General features: G+C 71.6%; 17 protein-coding genes. 5 read left to right on the top strand and 12 right to left on the bottom strand.

Going from position 1 to position 18,261, the window contains the following annotated elements; all coding sequences use genetic code 11:
• Positions 1 to 1,903 (top strand): glycosyl hydrolase family 28-related protein (locus tag GT042_RS06730; RefSeq protein ID WP_161307786.1); only part of this gene is annotated, 1,903 nt, incomplete at its 5' end.
• A gap of 69 nt (positions 1,904 to 1,972) precedes the next feature.
• On the opposite strand, the gene GT042_RS06725 is transcribed toward GT042_RS06730, so the two are convergent.
• Genes GT042_RS06725 through GT042_RS06710 form a run of 4 tightly spaced genes read right to left on the bottom strand, consistent with a single transcriptional unit; the run spans position 1,973 to position 5,197 of the window.
• Entirely contained in the window at positions 1,973 to 3,109 is a 1,137-nt protein-coding gene (locus GT042_RS06725; protein WP_161307785.1) for a hypothetical protein, read from the bottom strand.
• Entirely contained in the window at positions 3,106 to 4,017 is a 912-nt protein-coding gene (locus GT042_RS06720; protein WP_161307784.1) for an NAD(P)-binding domain-containing protein, read from the bottom strand. Before GT042_RS06720 ends, GT042_RS06725 begins: the two co-directional genes overlap by 4 nt.
• A complete protein-coding gene (locus tag GT042_RS06715; RefSeq protein ID WP_161307783.1) occupies positions 4,014 to 4,442 on the bottom strand; it encodes a hypothetical protein in 429 nt (142 codons plus the stop codon). Before GT042_RS06715 ends, GT042_RS06720 begins: the two co-directional genes overlap by 4 nt.
• Positions 4,382 to 5,197, bottom strand: a complete 816-nt coding sequence (locus GT042_RS06710) for a hypothetical protein (RefSeq protein ID WP_161307782.1) — start codon at positions 5,195 to 5,197, stop codon at positions 4,382 to 4,384. Before GT042_RS06710 ends, GT042_RS06715 begins: the two co-directional genes overlap by 61 nt.
• A 194-nt stretch (positions 5,198 to 5,391) precedes the next feature.
• Between GT042_RS06710 and GT042_RS06705 the strand changes: the two genes are divergently transcribed.
• Together GT042_RS06705 and GT042_RS06700 are read left to right on the top strand one after the other, a co-directional pair.
• A complete protein-coding gene (locus tag GT042_RS06705; protein WP_161307781.1) occupies positions 5,392 to 6,729 on the top strand; it encodes a hypothetical protein in 1,338 nt (445 codons plus the stop codon).
• Positions 6,726 to 7,310: a GNAT family N-acetyltransferase gene (locus GT042_RS06700; RefSeq protein ID WP_161307780.1), complete on the top strand. Its 585-nt coding sequence runs from the start codon at positions 6,726 to 6,728 to the stop codon at positions 7,308 to 7,310. Before GT042_RS06705 ends, GT042_RS06700 begins: the two co-directional genes overlap by 4 nt.
• Before the next feature lie 32 nt (positions 7,311 to 7,342).
• Here GT042_RS06700 and GT042_RS06695 read toward each other — a convergent pair whose 3' ends face one another.
• The gene (locus GT042_RS06695; protein ID WP_161307779.1) at positions 7,343 to 7,795 is read right to left on the bottom strand and encodes a VOC family protein; all 453 of its coding nucleotides are present in this window, start codon (positions 7,793 to 7,795) and stop codon (positions 7,343 to 7,345) included.
• Between the two features lie 4 nt (positions 7,796 to 7,799).
• Positions 7,800 to 8,273 carry a helix-turn-helix domain-containing protein gene (locus GT042_RS06690; RefSeq protein ID WP_161307778.1) on the bottom strand — a complete coding sequence of 158 codons (474 nt, stop codon included), beginning with the start codon at positions 8,271 to 8,273 and terminating at the stop codon, positions 7,800 to 7,802.
• A gap of 121 nt (positions 8,274 to 8,394) precedes the next feature.
• On the opposite strand from GT042_RS06690, the gene GT042_RS06685 reads away from it, so the two are divergent.
• A complete protein-coding gene (locus tag GT042_RS06685) occupies positions 8,395 to 9,861 on the top strand; it encodes an MFS transporter (RefSeq protein ID WP_161307777.1) in 1,467 nt (488 codons plus the stop codon).
• Here GT042_RS06685 and rarD read toward each other — a convergent pair.
• On the bottom strand, positions 9,834 to 10,955 hold the full coding sequence (gene rarD, locus GT042_RS06680) for an EamA family transporter RarD (protein WP_161307789.1): 1,122 nt from the start codon (positions 10,953 to 10,955) through the stop codon (positions 9,834 to 9,836). The two genes, GT042_RS06685 and rarD, sit on opposite strands and share 28 nt — an antisense overlap.
• A gap of 129 nt (positions 10,956 to 11,084) precedes the next feature.
• Complete coding sequence (locus GT042_RS06675) at positions 11,085 to 11,954, bottom strand: SDR family oxidoreductase (protein ID WP_161307776.1); 870 nt, start codon at positions 11,952 to 11,954, stop codon at positions 11,085 to 11,087.
• A gap of 112 nt (positions 11,955 to 12,066) precedes the next feature.
• Between GT042_RS06675 and GT042_RS06670 the strand changes: the two genes are divergently transcribed.
• Positions 12,067 to 12,465 carry a helix-turn-helix domain-containing protein gene (locus GT042_RS06670; protein WP_161307775.1) on the top strand — a complete coding sequence of 133 codons (399 nt, stop codon included), beginning with the start codon at positions 12,067 to 12,069 and terminating at the stop codon, positions 12,463 to 12,465.
• A gap of 90 nt (positions 12,466 to 12,555) precedes the next feature.
• Here GT042_RS06670 and GT042_RS06665 read toward each other — a convergent pair whose 3' ends face one another.
• The 4 genes from GT042_RS06665 to GT042_RS06650 form a co-directional block, all read right to left on the bottom strand.
• Positions 12,556 to 13,668 (bottom strand): 2-oxoacid:ferredoxin oxidoreductase subunit beta, encoded by a 1,113-nt coding sequence (locus tag GT042_RS06665; protein ID WP_161307774.1) that lies wholly within the window; start codon positions 13,666 to 13,668, stop codon positions 12,556 to 12,558.
• On the bottom strand, positions 13,661 to 15,625 hold the full coding sequence (locus GT042_RS06660) for a 2-oxoacid:acceptor oxidoreductase subunit alpha (RefSeq protein ID WP_161307773.1): 1,965 nt from the start codon (positions 15,623 to 15,625) through the stop codon (positions 13,661 to 13,663). Before GT042_RS06660 ends, GT042_RS06665 begins: the two co-directional genes overlap by 8 nt.
• Before the next feature lie 246 nt (positions 15,626 to 15,871).
• Complete coding sequence (locus GT042_RS06655) at positions 15,872 to 16,531, bottom strand: response regulator transcription factor (RefSeq protein WP_161307788.1); 660 nt, start codon at positions 16,529 to 16,531, stop codon at positions 15,872 to 15,874.
• A gap of 148 nt (positions 16,532 to 16,679) precedes the next feature.
• Positions 16,680 to 17,993, bottom strand: a complete 1,314-nt coding sequence (locus GT042_RS06650; RefSeq protein ID WP_161307787.1) for a sensor histidine kinase — start codon at positions 17,991 to 17,993, stop codon at positions 16,680 to 16,682.
• Between the last annotated feature and the right edge of the window lie 268 nt (positions 17,994 to 18,261).

Genomic DNA, 18,261 nt, shown 5'->3' with positions numbered 1-18,261 from the left:
GACCCGCGCCGCCCTCGCGCCGTCGCTCGTCGCGGGCCGGGGCGCGGACGTGGACTTCGCCGAGCAGGAGGCGGAGGGCGCGGTCACGAACGGGACGGTGATCGGCCCGGACCGTACCGCCTACACCCTCCCGGCGGAGGCCTCCGGCCGGCAGGCGGTCCGGCTGACCCCGGGCAAGTACGTGGAGTTCACGCTGCCGAGCGCGGCCAACGCGATCAACGTGCGCTACAGCATCCCGGACGCGCCGGGCGGCGGGGGCATCACCGCGCCGCTCGACGTCACGGTCAACGGCAAGAACCGCTCGACCCTGACACTGACGTCGCAGTACGCGTGGCTGTACAACCAGTACCCGTTCTCCAACGACCCCGGCGCTGACCTGCTGCACCCCGACTGGTGGATCACCGAGTGCGCGTGCGTGCCCAGCGCCACCACCCCGGCGCCGGAGATCAGCAAGCCGTTCCGCCCGAACCACTTCTACGACGAGCAGCGGCTGCTGCTCGGGAAGACGTACCGCGCGGGCGACAAGGTACGGCTGACGGTCCCCGCCGGGAGCCGGGCCGCGTGGACCGTGGTCGACCTGCTCGACTCGCAGCTCGTCGGCGCGCCCCACGTACGGCTCAACGCGGCCAACGTCCTGGCGTTCGGGGCCGATCCCACGGGCCGGCGCGACTCCGCGCCCGCGCTCGACCGGGCGATCGCCTTCGCCAAGCGCGCGCACCTCAAGGTGTACGTCCCGCCGGGCACGTACCAGGTGAACCGGCACATCATCGTGGACGACGTGACGATCGAGGGCGCGGGCAGCTGGTACACGATCTTCAAGGGCCGCGAGGTGGCGCTCGGCACCCCGGCCCCCGACGGCTCGGTGCACACCGGCGTCGGCTTCTACGGCAAGGACGCGTCGGCGGGCGGCAGTCGCGACGTCCACCTGTCGGGCTTCGCGATCGAGGGGGACGTGCGCGAGCGCATCGACACCGACCAGGTGAACGGCGTCGGCGGCGCGATGAGCGACTCGACCATCGACGGGCTCTACATCCGCCACACCAAGGTGGGCCTGTGGTTCGACGGCCCGATGGACAACACGCGCGTGACGAACAACGTGATCGTCGACCAGATAGCCGACGGCCTCAACTTCCACACCGGCGTGACAAACTCAACGGTCTCCGACAACTTCGTCCGCAACTCGGGTGACGACGGCCTGGCGATGTGGTCGGAGAAGAAGTCGAACGCGAACAACACCTTCGCCCACAACACCGTCCAGTCCCCGGTCCTCGCCAACGGCATCGCGATCTACGGCGGTACGGACCTCACGGTCTCTGACAACCTCGTCGCCGACCCGGTCAGGGAGGGCAGCGCGATCCACGTCGGCTCCCGCTTCGGCGCGGAGGCGTTCGCGGGGAAGCTGCGGATCACCGACAACACCACGGTCCGCGCGGGCACGTACGAACTGAACTGGAACATCGGCCTGGGCGCCATCTGGTTCTACGCCCTCGACAAGGACATCGACGCGGACGTCCAGGTGACCGGGGACCACTACCTCGACAACACCTACAACGCGATCATGCTGGTCAGCGACTTCCCGGTGAAGGACCTCTACTCCATCAAGAACGTCCGCTTCAAGGACATCCGGGTCGACGGCACCGGCACCTCGGTGGTCAGCGCCCGCGTGGCCGGCTCCGCGTCCTTCGAGAACGTGGACGCCCGCAACGTCGGCGCGGTCGGCATCAACAACTGCGGCTCGTTCAACTTCACCCCGGCGGGCTCGGAGTTCACCCTGACCGACCTGGGCGGCAACGACGGCGGCGGCACCACAGGCCCCTGGCTGGCCCCCTGGGAACTCCCGAACACCATCACCTGCGACGACCGCCCCCCGGTGGTCACACCCCCGGCTCCTACGGCGTGGTGACGATCCGTCAGGGTATGACCTGAGCAACGATGTTCGGCCCGTCGGGCTCGCGGTCAGCGCGCGGCTCGGTCAGCCCTCTGTGAGCTCGCTGAGGAAGTCCGCGCTGCCCGCGGTGTCGTGGTTGAGGATCACGGAGTGGTGGGGGAGCCCCGCGAGACGGCCGGCCACCTCGGCCCTGACGTCCGGGTGACCACCGCCGTCGATGCCGTGGGCGAGGTGGAAGATGTCGGGATAGCGGTCCTCGGTCCTGCCGCTCATGAAGTCGTGCGCGCCGAGCGTCCGGCCTCCTGGGGTGACGCCTGGTACGGCGTCGGCCCGGACCTGGGGGAAGAGCAGTGCGGCCACCCGCCCGCCGGTCGCCAGGGGCACGTCGAACCAGCCCGGGAACTGGTCGGGGAAGACCTGCACCTTCCTCTCCCGCCTCCCGTCCGCCTCCCACAGGGGCGCTCTGCGACCGGCCAGGAGCGCGTCGGTCACCTGCTGGTGCTGGGTGGGGTGCAGGTGATCTCCGGCCTTGAGCCGCTCGCGCGCGATGTCGTACCACCCCAGAGCGTCGAGCAGACCGAGCCCCAGCGCGGCGGCCGAGGGCCAGGGCACCACCTCGATGCCGGTGGACGCGGGCCGGACGAAGACGCGGTCGTTGGCGAGCAGGGACCAGCCGCGGGAGGCAAGGAGGAGCGCCGTGGTCGTCTTGCCGGAACCCTTGTCGCCGAAGGCGAGCACGGTGGCGCCGTCGGCCGGCCGGACGACGGCGGAGGAGTGGAGGACCGCCCAGCCCCCGCGCAGGAGTTGGCCGCGAACACTTTCGCGGGCCAGCCGCGCGGCGGCGAGAGCCACGGGTTCCGCGTGGCGGCCGACGACGGTGATCCGGCCGGTGGCGCGGTCGGAGCGATAGGCGAGTTCCTCCGCCGGGGAAGCCGCGACGATGTCGTCGCCGTCACGCGCGACGCGGGTACGGGCCTTGGCGAAGGTGACGTCCTCGTGGTCACGGCCGTCGTGGACGAGCGCGGTCAGCCGGGCGTACGCGGCGTCGTCGACGTCCGCGAGGACCCTCGGCCCCGCGTCGGCGGAGTCCGGCGCGATACGGGCGGCGTTCCACCAGGGGCCGAAGTAGCGCAGGGCCCAGTCGGTGACTCCGACGCTGTCGCTCAGGACGGTGACGGTCGCGTGGGCGGCCTGGATGTGGGTGGCTGAGACGGGGTTCACGCGGTCCTCTCTTCGGGGCCAGGAGTGGTGCGCAGCACGTGATGTGCGTCGCGCAGGCGCAGGGATGTGGCATCGAGGCGCCGTTGTTCACGGGCGTCGAGGTCCGGCAGGAACGCCATGGGGTGACCCGCGGTGAAGCGCACCCGTTTTCCGAGCCAGGTGTCGCCATGACGTACGGACAGTTCCTCGACGCCGTCGGTGAGGGCCAGGGACTTGCGCAAGGCGGACAGGACGGCACCCGCCGGTCCGGCGCGGGTGCGCCCGATGCCGGTGGCGATGCGCCCCGGCCGCGAGCGCAGTTCCTCGTGGATCCGCCCGAGCGGGACGTCGACCGCCCGGCCGCCGACGGTGGTGGCCGAGGCGCAGATCACCGCCCCGTCGCCGTGTTCGCCGATGACGTGACCCCGGACCGAGCGGGGGTGCACGCCCAGGACCGCCGCCAGGGCGAGCCGGTAGCGGGCGGTGTCGAGGTTCGAGCCGATTCCGAAGACCCGCGTGCAGCCGGAGACCTCGGCGAAGAGCCTGATCATCAGGTCGACGGGATTGGTCACCACCAGCACCGTGCCGGTGTAACCGCTCAGCGTCCCGGCCAAGGCGGTGATGACAGGGGCGTTGGCGGCCGCCCCACCCATCCGTACGTCACCGCTGAGGGCGTTGGTGAATGCCGCGCGCACCGCGATCACCACGGCATCGCACGTGACCAGTTCGGCGACATCGCAGGGCCGTGGCCGTACGGACGAACCGGCCGCCTGCCGCATGTCGTCCAGGTCCGCGGCGAGCGCGGCGGCCTGTTCCCGCGTGCGTGAGGCGACCAGTACACGGTCGGCGATGCCCGAGGTGATGAGGGCGGCGGCGACGCTCTGCCCGACCGCGCCCGCACCCACCACACCGACCCGGACCGTTCTCACCGGCCCACCCCGCCGACGCCGGCCGCCGTGGCCAACGACCGCTCCCACGCCACCATGTCGTTCGTCGCGCCGACCAGGTGAGCGCTGAGCCGGTCGGCAAGCGCGGCGACCGCCGCCGCCCTCCTGGCCAGTGCCTCACCGTGCTCGGGCAACGGCAGGGCGCTCGGTGCGGACAGACAGGTGGTCAGGACGTTGACGGTGTCCATCAGCCACAGTGCCAGAACCTCTCTCACCCAGAAGTGGCGATCCTGCCTGGTCAGCATGCCCATCCGCTGTTCGGCGAACGCGCCGACGCCTTCCATGACGAGCCGCGCCACCTGAGGACCGGGCGCGGTGGCCGCCAGCAGCAGGACGCAGCGGCCGATCAGCTTCGCCGCGTCGGCCTCCGGTCCGGCGGCCCGCCGTAATCCGGGGTCGATGAACACCGGCCGGTGCGCGGGTCCGTGCGGGAAGAAGACATGCTCGGGCTTGAGGTCGCCATGGACCAGGACGGACCGTCTCTCGGCCGGGGCAGGACCGCGTACCCCGCGCAGGCGGAACAGCGCTCGTCACCGAGCCGGTCGAGATAGAAGCTGCCGCCGACGCCCTCGAACTTGCGCCGGAAGGTGGAGGCGATGCCACGCTCGGCGATCGCGTCACCCGGCGTCAGCGTCCTCACGGTCTGTGGCCGGTGCAGGTGGTCCAACTCCGACCACGTGCTCTCGATCAGAGCGGCCGTGTCCTGCGGGCGGTCCCGCAGGAGGGACGCGAGGGTGGGCCCGGCCACGGGCTCGGTGAACAGGACTCCGGACGGGTGCAGTCCGGCGACCGCACAGACCCGCGGCCGATCCAGAGCGGCCAGGAACCGCAGCTGCGCGGCCTCGCGCACCAGCAGCGCGTCGGGCCGGGCGGCGTACGCCCGCTGGGCCCGCCGGACACACGACCAGCCACCACGCGCCCCGCGTGAGAGCGAGACCAACGAGATCCCGAGATACGCGTACTTGGCGTACAGATCACGGCCGCCTACGCGCACCCGGCACACATAGCCGGTCACGCCCGGCACGTGCGCCACGACCTCCACGGCGGCGGTCGGCCAGAGGCCGGCGGCCGCTGTACGGACTTCGTTCTGGGCGAAGGAGAGAACTTCCTCGATGGTGGGCGCGGCAGGGGCGGCGCCCGGCGAGCTGCCTTCGAGCATCATGAACGACTCCTCCTGGACCGGTTGTCGGCGCGGTCCACACAACCAGCCCGCCCCGCGCGGGAGCGACGTCACGACGATGCAAGGACGATGAAAGAAGCCCCCAGGGAGTGATCCCGGCCCTCGCACGGGGCATCACGGAGGTGGGAGCGGTACGGTCGTCGCCCCGTTGTCGCGTGGATGCCCGGAGTCCTCGTATGGCTGAACGCCGCAATCCCCCCAACACACGACTGCGCCACGTGCGCGTACGTGAACTCCAGATGAGCCGCGACGAGTTCGCCAGACGGATCGTCGCCACCGGCCAGGAGATGGGCGAAGGAGAAGTCGGCTGCGGGGCACGGCTGATCGCTGCCTGGGAGGACGGCGATGTCGCGTGTCCGCGCGCGGTGTACCGGCGGATCCTCACCAGGATGACCGGCCGCGGTCCGGCCGAGCTCGGCTTCCGTCTGCCTCTCGCGGCTGCGCCGGCGGTCCGGGCGGAGCAGCAGGCCGGACCCTCCTTACCGCACGAGTGGGAGAACGATCCGGTGGAACGCCGCGCCCTGCTGCGTGACGGCGTCGGCGTAGTCCTGGCCCTGCCCCTCGGCACAGGCCGCCACATGCCGGGCCGGATCGGGGCGGGGGAGGTCCGCTCCGTCACCGCCGCCGTGAGCACCCTCTACGCGCACGATCACGACCACGGATCCGCCCCCCTGCGCCGCGCCGCGGGCGAGGCCTTGTCGATCGCCCATCAGTGGTTGCGGAGCGGGAGTTACACCGAGAGGACCGGGCGGAGGCTCCGCTCCGCCACCGGTGCCCTGGGGATCGCCGCCGGATGGCTGTCCTTCGACTCCGGGCGCCCCGCCGATGCCCACAGCCTGTACGGGGAGGCGCTCGCCGCCGCCAGGATCGCCGACGACCGCGAGCTGGAGGCGCACGCCTTCGGCTGCCTGTCCCTGCTGGCCAAAGCCGGCGGGCGCCCGCGTGAGGCGATCGCCGCCGCCCAGGGCGCGCAGAGCGCCGCCCGTACCTGCGGCTCGCCCCGCCTGTTGTCCCTCATGCACCTGCGCGAGGCCGGAGGCTGGGCCGTGATGGGCGACCGTACGGCGGCCGACCAGGCGATCGTCCGTGCCCACCGCCTGTACGCCCAGGGCCCGGCGGACGCCGACCCCGGCTGGCTGGAGTTCTTCACCCCGGGTGAGCTCGCCGGTCTCGAATCCCTGGCGCGTGCGTCCCTCGGTCAGCACGAGCGGGCCGTCAGCGGCGCCGAACAGGCCGTACTCCTGCACGGCGAGACCTTCGCCAGGAACCGGGCCCTGTACACGGCGGACATCGCGATCCACCAGGCCGTGAGGGACCGGCCCGAGCCGGAGGCAGCCGCCGAGGCAGCCGGCCGCGTCCTCGCCCACTTCCCCGAAGTACGCTCCGACCGGCTGCTCCAGTCCCTGCACGACATCGCAGGCGCGTTCCGGCGGCACACGAACGTCCCCGCGATCGCCGACTGGATCGAGGAGTACCGCAGCACCGTCGCCGCCACCGAAGGAGACCGGGCGTGACCACCCCGACCGACGTCGAGATCCGCACGTACGGCTCCGGACACGTCGAGCCGCTGCTCGACACCCTCGTCGGCATCTGGTCCGACGCCCACCCCGAACTCACGGGCCCCGCCGGTGCCGACACCCCCGGTACCGGCACCAGCGGCCTGTCCGCCGTCACGCTGCGGCGCCAGATCCTCGGTCACGCCGTGCGCGAGGGCTTCACCCTGGTCACCGCCCACCATCACGGGACGACGGTCGGCTTCGGCTACGCGTTCCCCTGCGAACCGTCGTACTGGTTCGGGCCCGAACTGCTCCCCAGAATCACCGGACCCGTCAGGAGCGGCCGGCTCATGGGACTGTGCGAGCTCGCCGTCCTGCCGTCCCGCCAGTCCCGGGGGATCGGTTCACGCCTCCACGCGGAACTCCTGAAGGCGATCGACCCGGAGTGGTCGAGTCTGCTCGTCCGGCCGGACAATCCCCGCGGGCGCGGACTGTACGACCGGCTCGGCTACACCTACGCGGGCCCGTACCGCAACACCGCCGACGGCCCGGAGTACGACCTGCTTCTCCTCGAAGTCGGACGGGACGGCCCCGGATAGGACGGCGTTCGCGGTCCGGCCCGTCGGGGCGTTCACGACACGCAGAACTCGTTGCCCTCCGGGTCCGTCAGGACCGACCAGGAGCCGCCCGGTTCCTTGACGTGGCGGAGGACCGCGGCGCCCAGGGACTCCAGGCGGCGGATCTCCGACGGGCGGTCCGCGGCCGGGTCCGGGTGGAGGTCGATGTGGAGGCGGTTCTTCAGCGTCTTCGGCTCCGGGACGCGTTGGAAGAGGATGCGGCGGCCGAGGCCCAGGCCGTTGTCCTCCTGGTACGGGTCGTCCGGGTGGCGGACGGCGGCCAGGTCGCGCCAGGCGCTGTGGCCGTGGGACTCCACCGTGTCCTTGTCCGAGATCTGGCCCAGCGCGCGCAGCCGTTCGATCAGGGGGCTGTTGTCCTCCACCAGGTAGCCGAGGGCCTCCGCCCAGAAGTCCGCCTGGGCGTGCGGATCGGCGGCGTCGATGACCAGTTTCCAGTGCAGTGTCATGGAGTCATCGAATCAGTTGTGGGGGACTGTCCGCGGGCGTTGGGGGTGATGTCCTCGCGTCGTACGCCTCCCTCGCCGCCGCGATCTCCGGCTGATGCTGCTCGGTCCACGTGACCAGCGCGCTGATCGTCGTGTGCAACGTCCGCCCCAGCGGGGTCAGTTCGTACTCGACCCGGGGCGGGACCACCGCGTACACCGTCCGCTCCACCAGCCCGTCGCGCTCCAGCTGGCGCAGTGTCACCGTCAGCATGCGCTGGCTGATGCCGTCGATCTCCCGGCGCAACTCCGTGAAACGCAGCCTGCGCAGGTCCAGCAGGGCGATGACCAGCAGCGACCACTTGTCGCCCACCCGGTCCAGGATCTGCCGTACCTCGCAGTCCTCCCGCGTGTCCCACTGGAAGGGGTCCGCGTCGCCGTAGTCGAAGGAGGGGTCGGTGCCGGCGCAGTGCGTCGGTGACTTCGAAGTGCCTTCTTCCATGCCTCGTCATGCTGCCGCAGGATCGGGGTGGTTACAAGAAGGAACCGACCCCCGGTCCGGTAACCGACCTTTCTTTCCCCTCCTTCGGTGGCCTCGTGCTGCCTTCTTCCTGGAGTCCGCCATGTCTTCCTCCGCCCCGGCCCTCTCCCGCCGGGACCGGGCTCTCCTCCTGGTCCTCTGCGGCACGATCTTCCTGGAGGGCATCGACATCGCGATGCTCGCGGTGGCCGTCCCCTCCATCCGCGCCGACCTCGGCCTGTCCACCGGCACGGCCGCCTGGGTCGTCAGCGGATACGTCCTCGGCTACGCCGGCTTCACCCTGCTCGGCGGGCGCGCCGCCGATCTGCTCGGGCGGCGCCGGATGTTCCTGGGCTGGCTCACGGTCTTCCTCCTCTTCTCCGGCGTGGGCGGCTTCGCCACCGAGGGCTGGACGCTCATCACCGCCCGCTTCGTCACCGGCGTGGCCGCCGCCTTCATGACCCCCGCCGCGATGTCGATCATCACCACGTCGTACGAGGAGGGCCCGCCGCGCAACAAGGCGCTGCTCGTCTTCGCCGGCACGGCCGCCGGCGGCTTCTCGCTCGGCCTGGTCATCGGCGGGCTGCTCACCCAACTGGGCTGGCGCTGGGTGTTCTTCGCGCCGGTCATCCTGGCGGGCGCGCTGCTGCTCGCGGCCGTACGGGTCCTCCCGCGCTCCGCCGCCGACACGCCTCCGGTACGGGGGCCCGGGGGCTTCGACCCGGCGGGCGCGGCGACGGCGGCCGGGGCGATGCTGCTGCTCGCGTACGGCATCGTCCGGCTGGAGCACGGCGGGTCCGGCTGGGGCCTGACGGCGGGCGCGTTCGCCGCAGGGCTGCTGCTGGTGTGGCTGTTCACGGTCGTCGAGCGGCGGTCGAAGGCCCCGCTGGTGCGCCTGGGCATCCTGCGGCGGGCGGCGACGGTACGGGCCGACCTGGGCGCGCTGCTGTTCGTGGGGTCGTTCTTCGGCTTCCAGTTCGTCCTCACGCTCTACCTCCAGGAGTTGCGCGGCTGGTCCGCCCTGGAGACCGCGTTCGCCCTGGTGATCATCGGTATCGACGCGGTCCTCGCCCCGACGCTCACCCCGCGCCTGGTCGACCGGTTCGGCACCACGCGGGTCATCCTCGGCGGGTTCGTCCTGGCGACCGTGTCGTACGGGATGTTCCTGCCCGTCGGCCTGGACTGGTCGTACGCGGCGATGTTCCCGACCCTGATTCTCACCGGTACGGCGTTCGCGCTGGCGTACGGTCCGCTGACCATCGCCGCGACGGACGGGGTGGCCCCGGAGGAACAGGGGCTCGCGGGCGGTCTCCTGGCGACCGCCACCCAGTTCGGCTCGGCGGTGGGCATCTCGGCGGTGACGGCGGTGTACGGCATCGCCGCGGCCGGCGGCGACGGCTCCCCGGCGGACACGCTGGCCGCGTTCCGTACGGCCCTGGTCGTCCCGGTGGTGATGGTGGTGCTGGGGGCCGTGATCACGGCGACGGGCCTGCGGGGCGGGCGCCCGGCCGCGCCCCCCGCATCCCCCGCGTCCCCGGCGCGTCAGGGGGTGGAGTCGATCGCTCCCTGAGCCGGGGTCGCGGCCGGTGCGGTGGACGGCGTACGAGCCTCCGCACCGGCCCCCGGACCCGCCCCCGCCGGCCGCTCGGCCTCAGCCGACCGCTCCCGCTCGGCCTCAGCCGACCGCTCCGCCCCCGCCACCCGTACCGCCTCCGCCACCCGTACCGCCTCCGTCAGCCGCGCCTTCTCCGCCCGCGCCCTGCGCCCCGTCCGCAGCGCCTCCCACGTCAGGATCGTCAGCGCCAGCCAGACCAGCGAGAAGCCGGCCCACCGTTCCGCCGGCATCTCCTCGTGGAAGTACGCGACACCCAGGGCGAACTGGAAGAGCGGCGCGAGATACTGCAACAGCCCCAGCGTCGACAGCGGCACCCGTATCGCCGCCGCCCCGAAGCACACCAGCGGCACCGCGGTGACCAGGCCCGTCGACGCCAGCAGCAGCGCGTTCCCCGCCCCCTCGGCGCCGAAGGTCGCGGTACCCCGGGCCTGGAGCCACACCAGATACCCCAGCGCGGGCAGGAAGAGGATCACGGTCTCCGCCGCCAGCGACTCCAGGCCGCCCAGGTTGACCTTCTTCTTGACCAGGCCGTAGGTGGCGAACGAGAACGCCAGCGTCAACGAGATCCACGGCGGCTGTCCGTACCCGATCGTCAGCACCAGCACCGCCAGCACCCCGATGCCCACCGCCGCCCACTGCGCGGGCCGCAGCCGCTCCTTGAGCAGCAGCACGCCGATCGCGATCGTCACCAGCGGGTTGATGAAGTAGCCGAGCGACGCCTCCACCACATGGCCGGAGTTGACGGACCAGATGTAGAGGCCCCAGTTGACGCTGATCACGATCGCCGCGACCGCGACGAGCGCCAGCTTCTTCGGCTGCCGTACGAGATCCCCGATCCAGGCCCAGCGGCGCAGCGCCACCAGCGCGACCGCGACGAACAGCAGGGACCACACCATCCGGTGGGCGAGGATCTCCAGCGCCGCGGACGGCTTGAGCAGTGGCCAGAAGAGCGGGACCAGCCCCCACATCCCGTACGCGCCGAACCCGTACAGCAGTCCTGTCCGCTGTTCGCCCTGCGCCGTCGACTCCGACCTCACCTGCGACTTCATCGGTGATTTCACCGGCCCGGCCCCTCCCCACCCCACACGCGACATCCCGATGAAGGTAGCGCCGAGAAGGGGTGGGTGTCATGTCCGTGTCGCCATACGGTCATGACACCCGCGCGCGGCCGTGACGCGTCAGGCCGGGTGGGACGCCAGCGCCTGGGCCACGCTCTCCGCGAGCGGCGTGGTCGGGCGCCCGATGAGCGCGGCCAGTTCTCCGGTGACGTGCGCGATCTGCCCCCGCCCGATCCCGGCGTCGAGGTCGACGAGGACCGGGACGAACGGCGCCGGCACCCCCGCGCCGGTGAGGATCTCGCCGTACACCTCGGCGGGCACGTTGTCGTACGTGATCGTGCGGCCGGTCTGCCGGGACAGCTCGGCGGCGTACTCCGCGAAGGACCAGGCGGTGTCGCCGCTCAGCTCGTACGCCCGGTTCAGGTGCCCCTCGCCGGTGAGAACGGTGGCCGCGGCTGCCGCGAAGTCCGCGCGGCTCGCGGAGGCGATCCGGCCGTCGCCCGCGCTGTGGACCACCTTGCCGTGCTCCAGGACCGGCGCGAGGCCCTCGGTGTAGACCTCGGTGTAGAAGCCGTTGCGCAGGAGGGTGTAGGGCAGGCCCGAGTCGAGGATCAGCCGCTCGGTGACCTGGTGCTCGGCCGCCAGCTGGAGTTCGGAGTCGGGGCCGCCCAGGATGCTGGTGTACGCGAACCGCTCCACCCCCGCCGCCCGCGCGGCGTCGATCACGGCGGAGTGCTGCGGCACCCGCCGTCCGACCTCGCTGCCCGAGACCAGCAGCACCCGGTCGCCGGCCCGGAACGCGTCCGCGAGCGTCTCGGGCCGGTCGTAGTCCGCGACCCGCAGCTCGACGCCACGCGCCGCGAGCCCCGCCGCCTTTTCCTTGTCGCGTACGACGGCGGCGATGTCGCCGGGCGCCGTGCCGGAGGCCAGCAGGGACTCGATGACAAGGCGGCCGAGGTGGCCGGTGGCTCCCGTGACAACAATGCTCATGGGGGGTCTGCTCGCTTTCGGGGGGTTGTGTGCGCTCTGCTGTGGTCTGCACACTCACCCTAGGGGTGGTACTTTCCGTGGGAAAGTACTCACTTTGAAGTAAGGTACTGGCATGACAGTAAGCGGAGTGGATCTGGACGCCCGGCCGCCCCGGGCGAACGTCAACGAGCCCATGTGCGGCTCCCGGCTGGTGCTGGAGCACGTCACCTCCCGCTGGGGCGTGCTCGTCCTCGCCAACCTGCTGGAGCGCTCGTACCGCTTCAGCGAACTGCGGCGGGCGGTCGGCGGCGTCAGCGAGAAGATGCTCGCCCAGACCCTCCAGACCCTGGAGCGGGACGGCTTCGTCCACCGCGACGCCAAGCCCGTGATCCCGCCGCGCGTGGACTACAGCCTCACCGATCTGGGGCGCGAGGCCGCCGAGCAGGTGTGGGGGCTGGCGCGCTGGACGGAACGGCGGCTGGGCGACGTGGAGGCGGCGCGGGAGATGTACGACGAGGCCCGGACCTCCTAGAGCGTACGTACGAGAGGTGGAGCGTACGTACGAAAGGGCCCGGACCTCCTGAGAGATCCGGGCCCCTGGTGAGGCTTTCGAAAAGCGGGCTCAGCCCGCGACCGTCCAGGTGTCGCCCCCGGCCAGCATCGCCGCCAGGTCACCCTTGCCCTGCCGCTCCACCGCCTGGTCGAGCTGGTCCGACATCAGCGTGTCGTACACCGGCCGCCGCGCGCTGCGCAGCACCCCGATCGGCGTGTGGTGCAGCGTGTCCGCGTCCGCGAGCCGCGACAGCGCGAACGCGGTCGTCGGACTCGCCGCGTGCGCGTCGTGGACCAGCACCCGCGACTCGTTCTCGGCGGTGACGGTCACCACCTCCAGGTCCCCGGACGCCATGTCCCGTACGACCCCCTTGGACCCCAGCCCGTTCTCCAGCGGCGCGCCGAAGCGGATCGGCTGCCCGTGCTCCAGCCGGATCACGGCCTCCTGCGCCTGGTCGCGGTCCTTGAGGACCTCGAAGGCGCCGTCGTTGAAGATGTTGCAGTTCTGGTAGATCTCCACCAGCGCGGTGCCCGGGTGGTCGGCGGCCTGGCGCAGCACCTCGGTGAGGTGCTTGCGGTCGGAGTCGACCGTACGGGCCACGAAGGACGCCTCGGCGCCGAGCGCCAGCGACACCGGGTTGAAGGGCGCGTCGAGCGAGCCCATCGGGGTCGACTTCGTGATCTTCCCGACCTCGGAGGTGGGGGAGTACTGGCCCTTCGTCAGGCCGTAGATCCGGTTGTTGAACAGCAGGATCTTCAGATTGACGTTCCGCCGCAGCGCGTGGATGAGGTGGTTGCCGCCGATGGACAGCGCGTCGCCGTCCCCGGTGACGACCCACACCGACAGGTCGCGCCGCGAGGTGGCCAGGCCGGTGGCGATGGCCGGGGCGCGGCCGTGGATGGAGTGCATCCCGTAGGTGTTCATGTAGTACGGGAAGCGGGAGGAGCAGCCGATGCCGGAGACGAAGACGATGTTCTCCTTGGCCAGGCCCAGTTCGGGCATGAAGCCCTGGACCGCGGCCAGGACCGCGTAGTCACCGCAGCCGGGGCACCAGCGGACCTCCTGGTCCGACTTGAAGTCCTTCATGGACTGCTTGCCCTGGGCCGGCGGGACCAGCGTCAGCAGCTCGTTCGCCTGGGCCTGGGCCCCGGGCACCGCGTGAGCCTGAGCCGCCTCAGACATTGTTGGCCTCCTTGAGAGCCGTGGCCAGCTGCTCCGCCTTGAACGGCATGCCGTTGACCTGGTTGTACGAGTGGGCGTCGACCAGGTACTTCGCCCGGAGCAGGGCGGCGAGCTGGCCGAGGTTCATCTCGGGGACGACGACCTTGTCGTACCGCGCCAGGATCTCGCCGAGGTTGCGCGGGAACGGGTTGATGTGGCGCAGGTGGGCCTGCGCGATCGCCTCGCCGTCCTTGCGCAGCCGGCGCACGGCGGCGGTGATCGGCCCGTACGTGGACCCCCAGCCCAGCACCAGCGTGCGGGCGCCGTCCGGGTCGTCCACCACCAGGTCCGGCACCTCGATGCCGTCGATCTTCGCCTGGCGCGTACGGACCATGAAGTCGTGGTTGGCGGGGTCGTACGAGATGTTGCCCGTGCCGTCCTGCTTCTCGATGCCGCCGATGCGGTGTTCGAGACCGGGGGTGCCGGGCACCGCCCAGGGGCGGGCGAGCGTCTTCGGGTCGCGCTTGTACGGCCAGAACACCTCGGTGCCGTCGGCCAGTTCGTGGTTCGGCCCGGACGCGAACTCCACGCGCAGGTCGGGCAGTTCCTCGATCTCCGGGATCCGCCACGGCTCGGAGCCGTTGGCCAGGTAGCCGTCGGAGAGCAGGAAGACGGGCGTGCGGTACGTGACGGCGATCCGGGCGGCGTCCATGGCCGCGTCGAAGCAGTCCGCCGGGGTCTGCGGCGCGACGATCGGGACCGGCGCCTCGCCGTTGCGCCCGTACATCGCCTGGAGGAGGTCGGCCTGCTCGGTCTTGGTGGGCAGCCCGGTCGACGGGCCGCCGCGCTGGATGGCCACCACGAGCAGCGGCAGCTCCAGGGAGACCGCGAGGCCGATGGTCTCCGACTTGAGCGCCACCCCGGGCCCCGAGGTGGTCGTCACGGCCAGCGAACCGCCGAAGGCGGCCCCCAGCGCGGCGCCGACGGCCGCGATCTCGTCCTCGGCCTGGAAGGTCCGTACACCGAAGTTCTTGTGCCGGGACAGCTCGTGCAGGATGTCCGAGGCCGGGGTGATCGGGTACGAGCCCAGGTAGAGCGGCAGCTCCGCCTGGTGCGCGGCGGCGATCAGGCCGTAGGACAGGGCCAGGTTCCCGGAGATGTTGCGGTACGTGCCGGTCGGGAACGCGGTCGAGGCCGGGGCGACCTCGTAGCTGACCGCGAAGTCCTCGGTGGTCTCGCCGAAGTTCCAGCCCGCCCGGAAGGCGGCCACGTTCGCCTCGGCGATCTGCGGCTTCTTCGCGAACTTGGCCCGCAGGAATCTCTCGGTGCCCTCGGTCGGCCGGTGGTACATCCACGACAGCAGCCCGAGCGCGAACATGTTCTTCGAGCGCTCGGCCTCCTTGCGGGAGAGCCCGAAGTCCTTGAGCGCCTCGATCGTGAGGGTGGTCAGCGGCACCGGGTGGACCTGGTACCCGTCCAGGGACCCGTCCTCCAGCGGGGAGACCGCGTAGCCGACCTTGGCCATCGGGCGCTTGGTGAACTCGTCTGTGTTCACGATGACTTCGGCGCCGCGCGGGACGTCGCCGATGTTCGCCTTGAGGGCGGCCGGGTTCATCGCGACCAGCACGTTCGGGGCGTCGCCCGGGGTCAGGATGTCGTGGTCGGCGAAGTGCAGCTGGAAGGACGAGACACCCGGCAGGGTCCCGGCGGGTGCCCGGATCTCGGCGGGGAAGTTCGGCAGCGTCGACAGGTCGTTCCCGAACGACGCCGTCTCCGACGTGAAGCGGTCACCCGTCAGCTGCATGCCGTCGCCCGAGTCACCCGCGAAGCGGATGATCACCCGGTCCAGACGGCGGACTTCCTTCGTGCCTTCACCCTCGGGCGCGGGGAACACGGCTCCCTGTTCCCCCACGGCGCCTTCACTGACGTCGTCGGCCTCATCGGCACGCTCGGCTGGGCTACTGACCTGGCTGGTCACTGAACTGGACCTCCCTCGAGGCGGCGGCTCGCGACCACCGGCTGACCGGCAGTCCCGGAGACCACCCTACGTCGGTAAGGGTCACCTACCCTGGACCGATCGTAGGACAGACGTGGTTTTCGGACCCTGCGATGTCAGCGTATGGACTATTTTGTCCGTACGATCACGGCTCGCGCGCCGCGTGCCGCTCTGGTCCTTTGGTTCTAGGTCCAATGTCCCAGGGGCAGTTGCCCCGGTGTCCCGCGCTCAGTTCCTGAGGTACGTGAGGACGGCCAGGACCCGCCGGTGATCCCCGTCACTCGGGGAGAGCCCGAGCTTCTGGAAGATGTTGCTCACGTGCTTCTCCACCGCGCCGTCGCTGACGACCAGCTGCTTGGCGACCGCGGAGTTCGTCCGCCCCTCGGCCATCAGGCCGAGGACCTCGCGCTCCCGGGGGGTCAGCCCGGCCAGTACGTCCTGCTTCCGGCTGCGGCCGAGCAGCTGGGCCACCACCTCCGGGTCCAGGGCCGTGCCGCCCCTGGCCACCCGTACCACCGCGTCCACGAACTCCCGGACCTCGGCGACCCGGTCCTTGAGCAGGTAGCCCACGCCGCGTGAGCTGCCGGCCAGCAGTTCGGTGGCGTACTGCTCCTCCACGTACTGCGAGAGCACCAGCACCCCGATGCCGGGGTGGTCCTTGCGGAGCCGTACGGCCGCCCGTACGCCCTCGTCGGTGTGGGTCGGCGGCATCCGTACGTCCGCGACCACCACGTCCGGCAGGGCCCCCTGGGCCGCCAGGTCACCCACGGTCTTGATCAGCGCCTCGCCGTCGCCGACCCCGGCGACCACGTCGTGTCCGCGGTCGGTGAGCAACCGCGTCAGGCCCTCCCTGAGCAGTACCGAGTCCTCGGCGATGACGACCCGCACCCTGTCCTCCACCACGACGATGTTGCTCCCCCGGTTGATGCCGATGTCTGCCCCCGCGACTCCAGCATCCCAGTATCCGAACGGCTCCGCGCGCACCCGGGCGAATCCGTCACGCACCCTGGGGATCGGCCCTCATGTGCCCGTGGGGTCAGCCCCGCCAGGGCAGCTCCGCCGTCACCGTCGTCGGGCCGCCCGCCGGGGACTCCACGGCGAGGATCCCGTCCACCGCGTCCAGCCGCTCTGCCAGCCCCGCGAGGCCGCTGCCTGCGGAGGCGTCCGCACCGCCCCTGCCGTCGTCCGCGACCTGGAGCATCAGCCGGTCCCGCGAGCGCCACACGTCCACCGAGGCCGTACGGGCCGCGCTGTGCTTGCTGACGTTCTGGAGCAGCTCGGAGACCGTGAAGTACGCGATCCCCTCGATCGCCGCCGCGGGCCTGGCGGGCAGGTCCACCTCCACCCGTACGGGCACGGTGCAGCGCGACGCGACGGCCGAGAGCGCCGCGTCCAGACCGCGGTCCGTCAGCACCGCCGGGTGGATGCCGCGCGCCAGGTCACGCAGCTCCTGGAGGGCGGTCTTCACCTCGCCGTGCGCCTCGTCCACCATCCGCGCCGCCGCCTGCGGGTCCTCCGCCAGCTTCTCCTTCGCCAGCCCCAGGTCCATGGCCAGCGCCACCAGCCGGGCCTGCGCGCCGTCGTGGAGGTCGCGCTCGATGCGGCGCAGGTCGGCCGCCGCCGTATCCACGACAACTCCGCGGTCCGACTCCAGCTCCGTCACTCGGGCGGCCATCCTGGACGGCCCCAGCAGGCCGGCGACCAGCAGCCGGTCCACGCTCGTCAGGCCGCGGATCAGCCAGGGGGTGGCCAGCACGAGCACCAGGCCCACCGCACAGGTGGCGCCGATCTCGAAGGGGGTGTCGAGGTAGAAGTTCCGGCCGTCGATCTCACCGGTGAAGCTGATCCCGGGCTGGTCCAGGTAGCGGGGGAACACCCACTGCCACAGCGGGTACAGGAACAGCGACCACGCCGTCGACCAGAACGCCAGCGCCACCGTGAAGGCGAACGCCGCCCACGGGAAGTGCACCAGCCCGTAGGCCAGGTGCCGCCACGACACCCCGCTCTTGAGGACCGCGCCGACCCATCCCATGAGGCCCGGCTTCGTACCCCGTACGGGCTCCGGGTCCCGGATGTCCATGTCCAGCAGCCCCCGGGCCCGCGCCCGCTCCATGGCGCCGAGGGCGCGACCGCCGGCCAGGCCGGCCGCCAGCACGGGCACCCCGAGGAAGGTGACGAGCAGGCCCACACCGGCGACGAACATGGTCAGCGCGTAGGAGAAGAACACCAGGCTGATCGGCAGGCTGAGCATCAGGTACCCGAACTCGCGCCAGGTCCGGCCCCCGACCGGCGCGCGCAGCACCTGCGGGACGAAGGGGCGCCGGGTGGGCGATCCGTAGTCGAGAGCCATGGCGGGGTTCCGATCTGCGAGCGGGGCGGGTGCGGGAGCGGGCGGGGGTGCGGGTGGGGTCTGTACGGGCATGTCTCCATGCTCCGGGCCCGCCGCGCTCGTCACCATGAGGCCGGTAGCCCTCTTCACCCTGGGGTTTTCCCTACCTCGGGCCGGCATCCTCAGGCCTCAGGCCTCAGGCCTCAGGGTGCCCGGGCCCGGTACAGGCGGACGGGCGGAGCGCCCCGCACGCCCCGCCCGTCGCCCGCCCCCGTCGTCCGCGCGCCCC

The sequence above is a fragment of the Streptomyces sp. SID3212 genome (genome assembly GCF_009865405.1).
GTDB lineage: Bacteria > Actinomycetota > Actinomycetes > Streptomycetales > Streptomycetaceae > Streptomyces.
This window is presented reverse-complemented; position numbering and strand designations above follow the sequence as displayed.

What these genes read in the sequence shown, in the direction of transcription:
- GT042_RS06695 (WP_161307779.1), bottom strand. Translation starts at nt 7,795, where the DNA reads ATGACACTGCACTGGAAACTGGTCATCGACGCCGCCGATCCGCACGCC.
- GT042_RS06670 (WP_161307775.1), top strand. Translation starts at nt 12,067, where the DNA reads ATGACAGTAAGCGGAGTGGATCTGGACGCCCGGCCGCCCCGGGCGAAC.
- GT042_RS06705 (WP_161307781.1), top strand. Translation starts at nt 5,392, where the DNA reads ATGGCTGAACGCCGCAATCCCCCCAACACACGACTGCGCCACGTGCGC.
- GT042_RS06710 (WP_161307782.1), bottom strand. Translation starts at nt 5,197, where the DNA reads ATGATGCTCGAAGGCAGCTCGCCGGGCGCCGCCCCTGCCGCGCCCACC.
- GT042_RS06650 (WP_161307787.1), bottom strand. Translation starts at nt 17,993, where the DNA reads ATGGCTCTCGACTACGGATCGCCCACCCGGCGCCCCTTCGTCCCGCAG.
- GT042_RS06690 (WP_161307778.1), bottom strand. Translation starts at nt 8,273, where the DNA reads ATGGAAGAAGGCACTTCGAAGTCACCGACGCACTGCGCCGGCACCGAC.
- GT042_RS06675 (WP_161307776.1), bottom strand. Translation starts at nt 11,954, where the DNA reads ATGAGCATTGTTGTCACGGGAGCCACCGGCCACCTCGGCCGCCTTGTC.
- rarD (WP_161307789.1), bottom strand. Translation starts at nt 10,955, where the DNA reads ATGAAGTCGCAGGTGAGGTCGGAGTCGACGGCGCAGGGCGAACAGCGG.
- GT042_RS06665 (WP_161307774.1), bottom strand. Translation starts at nt 13,668, where the DNA reads ATGTCTGAGGCGGCTCAGGCTCACGCGGTGCCCGGGGCCCAGGCCCAG.
- GT042_RS06685 (WP_161307777.1), top strand. Translation starts at nt 8,395, where the DNA reads ATGTCTTCCTCCGCCCCGGCCCTCTCCCGCCGGGACCGGGCTCTCCTC.